The following is an 11,466-nucleotide window of genomic DNA, read 5'->3' as shown; positions in this document are numbered from 1 at the left end:
GCTTTAGACGATAAATCTACTACTCAAAAATTAAAGTCTGCCAACCTTCCTAGCAATGAAAATTTAATTTCAGAGAATCAGACAAATATTCTCCTAACTTCCCCGGAAAACAGAGAAAAAATAGAAACTCCCATATTTTATGTCGCCTCCCGCGGACATCATGCAGATATTGGCGGAATTACTCCAGGTTCCATGCCTCCCCACAGTAAAACAGTCGAAGAAGAAGGAATATTAATCGATAATTTTCAACTTGTAAAAAACGGAAAATTCCAAGAAACAGAGCTACTAAAAATCCTCACATCCGGCAAATATCCTGCCAGAAACACCAACCAAAATATCGCCGACTTACAAGCACAAGTAGCTGCCAATGAAAAAGGCGTACAAGAACTACAAAAAATGACAGAACATTATGGCTTAGAAATTGTACAAGCTTACATGAAATTTGTTCAAGATAACGCCGAAAACTCAGTACGTCAAGCCATAAAAAAACTATCTTCATCACTCACCAATAAAACAGCCACCTCTATCCTAGATGACGGTAATAAAATATCAATTTCTGTCAGTATTGACAAAAAAAATATGAGTGCAAAAATAGACTTCACAGGTACATATCCCCAACTTTCCAACAACTTCAACGCACCAACCGCAGTTTGTAAAGCAGCAGTATTATATGTCTTTCGTACCCTAGTTGATGATGATATTCCTCTCAACGCAGGTTGTCTCAAACCATTAGAAATTATCATTCCTCAAGGTAGTATGTTAGACCCAAAATATCCAGCAGCAGTAGTAGCAGGAAATGTAGAAACCTCCCAAGCGATCGCTGATACTTTATATAATGCTTTAGGGATAATGGCATCATCTCAAGGAACTATGAATAATTTCACTTTTGGTAATAGTAAATATCAATATTATGAAACTATTTGTGGAGGTTCCGGTGCAGGTATAAACTTTCATGGCACCGATGCAGTACATACTCACATGACCAACTCTCGTTTAACCGACCCCGAAGTTTTGGAATGGCGGTTTCCCATATTGCTGGAAAGTTTTGCCATACGTTCTGGTAGTGGAGGTGAAGGTTTATATAAAGGTGGTGATGGAGTAATTCGGCGAATGCGTTTTTTGGAAGAGATGACTGCCGGAATATTATCGGGTCGTCGCGTCGTTTCTCCCCCTGGTTTGAATGGAGGGGGTGATGGTTTAGTAGGAAAAAATTATGTGGAACGGAATGATGGGAAAGTTGAGGAGTTGGGAGGTATTGCTACTGTGGAGATGAATGTGGGTGATGTATTTGTGATTGAAACTCCAGGTGGTGGGGGAAATGGTGAAGTTAGAAGTTAAATTCTTGCTCTAATTGGAGTTTGCTGAAAAAAGTAAAGTGTGGGGAGGGTGCCGAGTGTGCGGAGGGTGGGAAGACAGAGAATGTAGGAGGAATAATTGTTCCTTACTTCTGACTACTCCTTCCTAATTACTTATAACTGTTCATCCTGACATAATATTATTCTGTACATCGCCAAGGAGACGGCTCACCTAAATAACTCCTAGCTCCTAGCTCCTACCGTTCTTAGAAACCTACAATTATCTATATAAATCTATGATTATCTATAGATAGTCTGTTCTATTCCTGCTTCAACCTGGCAACGTCGGCGTTATCCAGTCTACAGGCTGTCACGGTCGAACTGACCGCCATAGCTAAATTTAACGCTGCATTCAAGTCTCTATCACAACTAAAATTGCAGTGTTCGCAATTGAAAATGCGCTCTGATAACAACAGAGACTCTTTTACAGTTCTACAGTTCGAACAGGTTTTAGAACTCGGAAACCATCTATCAACGATGATTAGTTCAGAACCGTATAACTCACACTTGTACTCTAACTGTCTTCTGAACTCGTAAAAACCCATGTCAGCAACAGCCTTAGCTAACTTATGGTTTGCCATCATTCCTGATACATTCAGGTCTTCTATCACTATTTGACTGTGGTTTTTAGCCAAATAGGTTGTTAGTTTATGTAATGTATCTTTCCTGATGTCAGCTACCTTTTTGTGTAGTCTCGCTATTTTTAGGTGTGCTTTTTTCCAGTTCTTGGAAAACTTGGTTTTATGCCTGTTTAGGTATTGTAATCGTGATAGTTTAGATTCTAACTTTTTGTAACTCAGCGCACCATCAAACACAGACCCTGTTGACAATGTTGCTAAAGTTTTAATTCCTAAATCTACACCAACTATATCTACTGATTTCTCAGTAATTTGAGATTCTCTTTCTACTTTGAAACTGACAAACCATCTATCAGCTTTCCTGCTAATAGTTACAGATTTAGGAGTAACGTTATCTGGTAAAACTTCATGAGTTTTAATCCACCCAATTCTTGGTAATTTAATCTGATTAAAACCTACTGATATTGAGCCATCTAAAGTGAAGCTATCGTCTCTACCTTTTTTCTTAAATTTAGGTTGACCAGACACTTTACTAAAGCAACGTTGCCAAGCTGATGATAAATATATCAAAGCATATTGGGGTGCTGTTTTAGATACTTCATAATACCAACAGTTTAATGGTTTAACCATTGCTACCAAAAGCTTATGCAGGTCGATAGATGTGGGAAATTTAAGTTTACTATCAGGATTATTTGAATTGTGATTAAGGATGTTCCTAGTCAACCATAGTCCCCAATTATAAGCATGGCGGGCTACACCAGCGTGTTTAGCCAGTAACGTTTTTTGCCTGTGATTTGGGTGTAATTCAGTTTTGAATCCTAGTAGCATAAAATCAAATATAGATAATCAGAGATTATAATAGATAATCACAGATTTTGTCAAGCTGTTATTTACCCTTACAAAAAAAACTTCCAATCGCAAACCCTATTTATACATAATTTTTTGTACATTTTTTCCCTTACTGCATTTGATAGCTTTGATAGCTTTAATTTGTAAATATCTAACTGCACATTGCTATGACTTGTTTTTCTCCACTAAAATTTTTCCATTTATTCTCACTGAAAAAGCAGAAAGATTTTCATTTTCTCAAGCTCCTGAAAAAATCGGCGCGTCAGAAGAAATTTAGTTGCATCCCCACAATTTTTTTGATATCATCAAGATTAACTGGGGTTGTTCGTATATACACATGATTTTTTATTCAACTTAAAATAGTATAGTTTGGAGAGCGATAGAACTCCGTTCCGCTTCGCGACCGCTGAGGCTGTAGAAAGAAAAATCGGTAGTGCGTCAAGGAAGTGTGGGAAGTGTGGTCCGGGTGGGAAGTAGAAGGAATAATTGTACCTGTATCTTTTTGTGCAAGTCTGCTTTTCGTCCTAACTTTTTGGTATTAAAGGCTGAAAATTTGCACTTTTTTCCAGACAAAAATCCGAAAAACTCACTCTTTACAGTGCTTTTAGATGATTATTGACCAGCCCTACTTGACGAATCCCACACTTTACTGATGCACAACCGAAAAATCAAGGTACAAAGATACGCTTAAAAGTAACTACTTCTTTGTCAACTTCTATGTTAAGAAAGATACTGACAAAGCATAGCTATCAAAAAAGCTACTAATAACCGATAACTGAAATGACCAAACCTTTCTCAACCACAGTTACCGTACCCGCAACGACCGCAAACTTAGGCCCAGGTTTCGACTGCCTCGGTGCCGCCCTCTCCTTATATAACCGCTTTAAATTCTCTATTGCGGATAGCGCAATAGAAGTAAAAATGACCGTTACAGGTAAAGAAGCCCCACGAGTAAGCACAGATAAAAGCAATCTTGCCTATCAAGCATTTGTAAAATTATATGAATATATCAACCAAAATCCCCCATCTGTGCTAATTGAAATAGACTTAGGTGTACCATTAGCCAGAGGATTAGGAAGTTCGGCCACTGCAATAGTCGGAGGTTTAATGGCAGCAAATCAACTAGCAGGTAATCCTTTAAGCCAAACTGAAGTGATGAACTTAGCGATCGCCATTGAAGGACACCCAGATAATGTTGTACCTGCCTTACTGGGGGGTTGTCGTTTAACTGCTTCTACTCCCACAGGTTGGGAAATATGCGACATTCCCTGGCATCCCAATATTGTGCCAATAGTAGCAATTCCCAACTTTGAACTTTCAACAGCAGAAGCGCGACAGGTTCTACCAAAAGAATACAGTCGCGCTGATGCTATATTTAATTGTGCCCATTTCGGGATCTTGTTAAGAGGTTTAGAAACTGGTCGGGGAGAGTGGTTGCAAGCTGGAATGCAAGATAAAATTCATCAACCCTACCGTAAATCTCTAATTAAAGGATATGAGTCTGTGCGTTCTGCTGCCTTAAATGCTGGTGCTTATGAAATAGTAATCAGTGGTGCAGGTCCAACTTTATTAGCACTGACAAATTCATCGGCAAGTTCAACAGTAGTAACAGCAATGACTGAAGCTTGGAAAAATCAGGGGGTAGTGACAGAAGTACAAGCTTTGGAAATTGATAGTAGAGGTGTAGCTTGTAGCTAGGATAATTATTTTTTTGAGCATCCAAACAATAGAGTAGATGCCACGCTCTGAGTTGGGTATATCAGTATCAAAGCAATTACTTTTGTTTTTTACGGGAGCGAGATAGGAACATTGCACCAGCTACCATACCTAAACCAGCTAATGTTGCAGGTTCTGGAGTTGACTCAGATAGAATACCTCCACCAAAGCTCTCTGTCTCTGATGTTGCTCGGACTACGAAATCATCGAAGTCGTTGTTGCCCCATGTTGTGTTGTCTTCAAAGAGAATATTTATTGAGTCTCCTTCATATGGTTCAAATAAAGCTCTGACCTGACCATTAACAAGTTGACCATTCAGGGTAGGGTCAAAGTCATTTTCTATAATGGTGATATCTCCATCCTCTGAAACTTTTGGACTCTTAAGTAACCACTCTGGGTTTAGAGAGGTTGTAGAATATTGGTAGATATATCCGCCTTTAGTACCATCTTCATTTTTTTGATTTAAGTCCCAGTTCTTTACGAACAATGAATATTCCTGACCAGCTAAGAATGTGAAAGAACTTGTTGTATTTAAAACTGAAATACCTGCTGTACCTAAGTTTTCACTATCTACAGTGTATCCAGCTGCATAATCAGCTCTGTAATCTTCACTCAGCAAAATCTCTGTCTCTCCTGTACCCACGTTCAGCACACCAAATTCTGCTTGCCAATAACCATTTGATTGTAGGAAATCAAATTTTACTTCCGTATCTTCGTCAAACATAATACCATTGTTACCAAATGAAGCAGCTTGAGCAGGCATAGTAGAGATTAAACCACCAACAATAGCTGTGAAGAATATAGATAGTTTAGTTTTCATTTTTAGTCCTCCGATTAAATTATTTAATGTCTGGTTTGTTTTGGTCTAATAAATGTTTTTTGACAACTCATTAGTTGAAAAAAATTAACAATAAATTTCTAGATAAGCACAGCTAAGAAGTATTTAAAACTTGTTATTTGAACTCTTATATCTTAGCTTTAAAGCCAATATAGCTGCTTTAAATTTCAAAAGCAAGTGTTTTTAATCGCAAATCTTATTCTTATTTAAAACTTTAAAAACAAGTTTAATTCCTCAATATTTCCACTGATATATATCCTAGTTTTTCGACTAATATACGAAAATATACTTGGATTTTTTCTAATAATAAAAAGCAATAATTGAAGGGATTATTTTAACTCAATAAATATACTTATCTTTGGCAGTCCAGCATTTTTTTTCTAGTGAAAATACGGAAATTTAGATAGTTAATACCACTGACACTGGAATATTTAATGACTTAGCAAATAGGACACAGCTAGATGAAATTGGACAGAAAAAATAGACCACCTATTCAGATTGTGTTTAATGGCCATTAAATTGGTAGGTCTATTAAACGTAAAAAAAATTGTAGGGGCGGGTTTAACCGAAAACCTTGACCTAATAGCCATCTAGTTCTCAAAATCCACCCTCTAAATCTTGCGTTTCTTGATGCTCGCCTACTTAGCAGTTGATTAGAGGTAGAAGTAAAAAGAGAAAAACAGTTTAGCCTTTTCCGGAAGAAACCCCATGACTGTTAGCGAAAGCTCCTCCGTAGAAGGCAAGAGCAAGCGATAGCATCAGCGTAGTGGAATAACACAGCTAATTTTTTCATTATATCCTTTGGGGCGGGTTGATATCATCTGGTGGTGAACATCATTAATTTAACGCGGAACCCGCCCCTACTATTGCAACATTACTGATGCTACAGATTTGATATATAGAACCCATTTGAGATCTATATAATTACTGGTTGTGCAGAGCGCGTAATGTGTGGGATTCGTCAAGTAGGGCTGGCAAATCTAATCTAAAAGCACTGATATATAGAGGTTTTAGCATTTTTGGAGCGAAAAAAGTGCAAAGAATTCAGCCTTTAAGACCAAAAAGTTAGGACGAAAGGCAGACAAGCACAAAAAGATAGAGGTACAGGTACAATTATTCCTCCTACTTTCGAGCGTCTCCCTACCCGGACCTCCCCACACAAACCACACTTCCTTGACACACTACCTAATTACTATTGGCAAGTCTTTTAAGGATCAGTTTTTCCGAAAAAATCTGCCCTCAACTCAAATTTAACCCCTCCCTACTCCTGACTCCTGCTCAAAAAACTTAATATTGCAAAGATACGCTTAGGGGTTCTATATAAAGTTGCTGAAAAGCCTAAATCTAATTGTTGCAATCAATAGTGGGAATATCTCACCTTTTAATAAAATTGGTAACTGTCCCCAATGCTGAACCACCAGAAATTTTAAATCCCTCTAAAGCTTTCATCAAAATCGAACGATCTGTCTTTTCAATTGCTACCACTACAATAGTTCCATCCGCATGAGCAGCCATTAAATTTGCGTCTGCTAAATTATCCAGTGGGGGCGTATCATAGATGACTAAATCGAAAAAAGCTTGAAATTGTTCCATCAAATATTGCTTCTTTTTAGATGAGAGCAACTTAATCGGATCTGGTGGGACTTGACCAGCAGTTAAGACAAATAGGTTATCATTTATAGGCGATCGCTGGATCGCATCATTCAAACTAAGATCTGTAGTAAGAGCATCGCTAAACCCCTGTAAATTAGGCAAACTCAAACGTGAATGAATTTGTGGGTTTCGCAGGTCAGCATCTACTAACAGAACTTTCTGACCTATAGCAGCAGCTATCTGAGCTAAGTTAACAGCAACAGTAGACTTACCATCTTTAGATGTAGAGGAAGTTATTACCAAAGACTGAAGTGATTTGTCATAACTGAGCAAACGAATATTAGTATAAAAAGATCGAAAAGCCTCCAACAAGCGAGTATTACTGTAAATTAGCTCCATAGCATAGTGCTCAACAAGATGGTTCCCATTTCCATTCTTAGCCGTTAACACAGGAACTTTTTTTCTCTTACCCTTGAGCGGTTTCTTGAGTTCCTTGGCTAGAGGAATCATTCCTAGTACAGGAAGTTTGGTAGCTGTTTTGACTTCTTCTGGAGTGTGGAAGACTGTAATTAAAACTTCTATCAGAAAACCTGCACCAACACCTAGCAATACACTGACAATTACTATTACAGCTAATTGACGTTTTGTTTGTGTATATTCAGTAGGTATAAGATTGCCATTTGTATCTTTTAACAATTGTGTTGCCTGAATTACTTGCCAAGGAACTTCTTGTCTAGCAGCATCAACTTCTAATGCTTCTAGTTTAGACAGAAACTCTTTGAGAGTATTCGTAGCAACTTCTAATTCTCTTTCTAAATCTCCATATTGACGTGCTACTATTGGTAGTTCTCTAAGTTGTTCATTCAGTTTAGTAATACTTTCAGCCAAAGTTCTTTCCTTAGCTTCTTGTTCTTCAATTTTACCAGATATTTTTTCTAATATACTTTTAGCCTCTCGATACCCTAAAGCATTCAAATTTTTTTGCTTTTCTCGTAGCATTTGTATTGGTTCGCTATCATCCAAAAATAGGGTTGACTCAGCAGCAAGTTGACTCTCTAACTTCTGAATTTCCCTAATTAAGAAGTCATAAGCTTTATTTTCTACTGATAATACTGCAATAATATCTCCATTTTCTAACTGTTGTTGTAGGTGATTATAGAGCGAACGACTTTCTGCTAATTGCCCTTGAACTGTTACTTGTTGTTTCTGAATACTCAATGACTGCTCAAACAATAATTTCTCAGCTTTTGTTGGGTCAAATACATTATAATTTTGTCGTAGTTTTTGTACTTGTCCTTCCAATATATCAACACGCTGTCTTAAGTTAGGCAGTTTCTCTTTGATAAAGTTAATTCCTTGACGTAGATTAGTGAGACGTTCTTCTAAACTGTACTCTAAATAAGCTTTTTCTAAGGATTCTAATATAACTTGAATTTGTTTTGTATTTTTATTTTTATAGTTAATTACTAAAATTTTTGTACCTTGTTCTTGAGAACCTTTTTGTACGCTAATTCTAGTAATATCAATGCCAGACCTTAGTAGGTTATAATTAATATTTGGATACTCATTATTCAATTTATTTACTATAGGTTCAAGTATAGTCGGACTCTTTAATACTCTAATTAAAGTTTCATAATCTATAAGACTATTGTCTTCAATTTTAATTCTTTGGATATCTGCACTAGCATCAACATTTTGAGCCATTAAAAATAGTCTAGCTAATCTCCCTTCAGCAGTAATTGGCTCGACTAATAATTTAAAAGAACCTTGATATACTGGAACTATTTGACGGGCACTTTTAACAATTAATCCTCCAGCAACTACACTTAGTGTTAATCCTATACCTGCCATAATCAATAGACGACGGCGAACAACAGCAAAAATCCAACCTAAGTCAAAATTTTCATCTTCATTATCTTCTAGGTTTGTTTGGTTAGCTCTAGTAAATGAAGGAGATAGTTGCTGAGTGTTATTATTATGTGCAATTTGTTCATAATTAGTTTCATAATCCATATCCAATGCTGCTTGATTAAATATTAATTTACTATTTTGAGAGAGGGAATAGGGAATAGGGAATAGGGAACAGGAAGTTAATAGGGTGTGTAATTAATCCGGCATGGGAGTTGATTTTAATGTTGCCTGCTAAAGAACACCAAATACCTCAAAAAATCTCAGCACTGATAAGGTACTCACTCCAAATTCAAATGTAGTATTTAATGTATCTGATAGAGCAGCTATCCCATTCCTACTAATAATAACAACATCATTCTGGCGCAGCATGGGATTAGTTTTTTCATTAACTCCAGAAGCAAAATCAACAACTATAGTTTGTCGAGAAACAGTACCGTTGAAATTCAGGCGAATTAGCTCCACAGAATTCCTCCTTGCCCTACTTCTATTAAATCCTCCTGCTTTTAATATAGCTTGATTCAAAGGAGTATTTGGCGGAAGTTTAACTTGTCCTGGTTGTCTGACTTCCCCTACTACTGAAACCTCTATTTCATCAGGAGCAAAGCTAGCTGCTGCTAATTCAGGTGATTCTGCTGGGTCGATATCTGGAGCTGTGGGAATTATGATCGTATCTCCTTGCTGCAAAATTGCATCTTGATTAATATCTCCACTCTGTAGTAGTTCCCATAAATCTAAATTTACTTTTTGGATAGCTCCCGCTCTCGTCTGTCGTCGCAGTTGGATATGACGAATATCAGCTAGTGGTTTAATTCCTCCAGCTAACTGAATTGCTCTTGTTACAGTAGGTTGCCCGCTCACATTAAAGTCGGCTCCTGTATCTCCTCCACGGACAACATAAGCACCAGGACGTTCAACTTCTCCCACGACTGTCACATTTCGAGGTCGATCTATAGGAATAGCAAAAACAGTTGTAGCTATTTGCCGTGTTTCCTGTAGATTTATACTTTGGGTACTCGGTATAAAAATTGAGTCTCCATCTCGCAAGGTAATATCTTGAGAGCGATCGCCACTTCTCAGCATTTCCCAAAGATTAACATTTATAATTACCTCTTTATTTCCTCTTTGGGGGCGACGAATTTTAATTTGTCGTATGTCCGCAGCTAGAGTGATTCCCTGAGCCTGTTCTATTGCCTGAAGTACTGTAGAATATTGAGTTCCGGGATTTTGCCCCACACCAGATTTTAAGGCCACTGCATAAGAACCTGGTCGATTTACTTCCCCAGAAATCCAGATATTGAAAGGCCGAGAAGCTTTAAGTTTCACTGCTACAATGGAGCGTTTGAGAACATTTGCATATTTGCTAGAAATAGCATTGCTAGCTTCGATAATTGTTAAGCCCTCAAGATTAACACTTCCCACCAAAGGTAAGTCTATTAGCCCATCTGCTGGAATTTGATAGTCCCCACTATAGTCAGGTACGCCCAGTATATCAATGTTAATTGTATCTCCACCACCTAACCGATATGCACTATTACTTAGACCTGAATCTGTTTCTACTAATTCTAAGACCGAATCATTTTTTTGATTGACTGGCTGTGCTATAGTACAATCTAACTGTATTAGACTAAATAAGTTCCAGTAACTTAGACCTAATAAAAATCTAGTAATCAGGGAAACCCGCATCTACATTACTCCCGAGTGTAAATTAATTATTGCTTGTGATTCTCAAGTGGGGAATTCTTGATGAATAATCCGATCGTCGTATTTCCTAACCATCTAGTAAACAAATCTAATAAAGAATAACAAAGTTGCACAACTACCTTGCCGCTTTGGCCACCACCAAAAATTTTTCCTACCTTATCCATAACTAAATTATGATTCCATAAACGAATTACTTCGATCTGGCATGGCACTTGCAAAACATAGCTCTTAACTGCTTGTTCAAACATTAATTTATTCCACCGAAATACATAGTTAACTACACCGCCATGATCCTCCCATTCCATTCCTAGCAAATTTGCGACTATTCCAGCATGAGGTTCAATCATAATTACTGCTTTCTTGGCCACTCGAATCATCTCTGTTAAACCAAGAACTGGGCGAGGCAGATGATGTAGTCCATCTTGTACTAAGACTAAATCGTAAGATTCATTTGGTATGTCTAGATTTTCGGCATTCATAACTTTTGTTTTGAGTCGTGAGTCTCTGATTTGACATCCCTGTATTGCATTTTCAGATATATCTGAAACTGTAACTGAGCGAAAACCCATGTTAGCTAAGACAGTACCTTCTCCACCTACCCCACCACATATAACTAATACATCCCAGTCTTGAGGTAATGAATTAGTCATTTTCATTAGATGTTTGACTGCTATATGAAGTCTTCTCTCAAGTAGATATCTAGTTAGGGGGTCAGTATCATCCCAATAAGACCAATTATTAGACTTTGAGTATATATCCTCAAATGTCTCTTTTTGTTTTTCTACTCCTGTATTCATCTGCGAATTTTCCTTGTTAATATTAGTGAATAACATTTACTGGCCTAACAATAACCAGAACTTTATTTAATTTTAGTATATAAAACTAAGAATATGATAATTATGTAGATTAAATTAGAAGTTTTGGT

At 37.2% G+C, this 11,466-nt stretch carries 7 protein-coding genes; 2 read left to right on the top strand and 5 right to left on the bottom strand.

All coding sequences use genetic code 11. The annotated features are described in order from the left end of the window. Window positions 1-1,338 (top strand): hydantoinase B/oxoprolinase family protein (locus ACP6PM_RS30470; RefSeq protein WP_426590624.1); only part of this gene is annotated, 1,338 nt, incomplete at its 5' end. 277 nt (window positions 1,339-1,615) lie between these two features. Here the strand turns inward: ACP6PM_RS30470 and ACP6PM_RS30465 are convergent. Further along, on the bottom strand, window positions 1,616-2,761 hold the full coding sequence (locus ACP6PM_RS30465; protein ID WP_426590623.1) for an RNA-guided endonuclease InsQ/TnpB family protein: 1,146 nt from the start codon (window positions 2,759-2,761) through the stop codon (window positions 1,616-1,618). A gap of 801 nt (window positions 2,762-3,562) precedes the next feature. Between ACP6PM_RS30465 and thrB the strand changes: the two genes are divergently transcribed. Further along, window positions 3,563-4,480 (top strand): homoserine kinase, encoded by a 918-nt coding sequence (gene thrB / locus ACP6PM_RS30460; RefSeq protein WP_426590622.1) that lies wholly within the window; start codon window positions 3,563-3,565, stop codon window positions 4,478-4,480. 76 nt (window positions 4,481-4,556) lie between these two features. On the opposite strand, the gene ACP6PM_RS30455 is transcribed toward thrB, so the two are convergent. From ACP6PM_RS30455 to ACP6PM_RS30440, 4 genes are all read right to left on the bottom strand, one after another. Further along, window positions 4,557-5,318 (bottom strand): PEP-CTERM sorting domain-containing protein, encoded by a 762-nt coding sequence (locus tag ACP6PM_RS30455; RefSeq protein WP_426590621.1) that lies wholly within the window; start codon window positions 5,316-5,318, stop codon window positions 4,557-4,559. Between the two features lie 1,392 nt (window positions 5,319-6,710). Then, entirely contained in the window at window positions 6,711-8,942 is a 2,232-nt protein-coding gene (locus ACP6PM_RS30450) for a GumC family protein (protein WP_426590620.1), read from the bottom strand. 129 nt (window positions 8,943-9,071) lie between these two features. Beyond that, window positions 9,072-10,523, bottom strand: a complete 1,452-nt coding sequence (locus ACP6PM_RS30445; protein ID WP_426590619.1) for an SLBB domain-containing protein — start codon at window positions 10,521-10,523, stop codon at window positions 9,072-9,074. 26 nt (window positions 10,524-10,549) lie between these two features. Further along, on the bottom strand, window positions 10,550-11,338 hold the full coding sequence (locus tag ACP6PM_RS30440) for a class I SAM-dependent methyltransferase (RefSeq protein ID WP_426590618.1): 789 nt from the start codon (window positions 11,336-11,338) through the stop codon (window positions 10,550-10,552). Between the last annotated feature and the right edge of the window lie 128 nt (window positions 11,339-11,466).

Source organism: Dapis brunnea BLCC-M229, from assembly GCF_050015995.1.
Classification (GTDB): Bacteria; Cyanobacteriota; Cyanobacteriia; order Cyanobacteriales; family Microcoleaceae; genus Trichodesmium.
Note: the sequence above shows the minus strand (reverse complement) of the source record. Positions and strands in the feature narration are given on the sequence as shown.

Coding starts and splice junctions, on each gene's coding strand:
- ACP6PM_RS30465 (WP_426590623.1), bottom strand. CDS start 2,761: ATGCTACTAGGATTCAAAACTGAATTACACCCAAATCACAGGCAAAAA.
- thrB (WP_426590622.1), top strand. CDS start 3,563: ATGACCAAACCTTTCTCAACCACAGTTACCGTACCCGCAACGACCGCA.
- ACP6PM_RS30455 (WP_426590621.1), bottom strand. CDS start 5,318: ATGAAAACTAAACTATCTATATTCTTCACAGCTATTGTTGGTGGTTTA.
- ACP6PM_RS30450 (WP_426590620.1), bottom strand. CDS start 8,942: ATGGATTATGAAACTAATTATGAACAAATTGCACATAATAATAACACT.
- ACP6PM_RS30445 (WP_426590619.1), bottom strand. CDS start 10,523: ATGCGGGTTTCCCTGATTACTAGATTTTTATTAGGTCTAAGTTACTGG.
- ACP6PM_RS30440 (WP_426590618.1), bottom strand. CDS start 11,338: ATGAATACAGGAGTAGAAAAACAAAAAGAGACATTTGAGGATATATAC.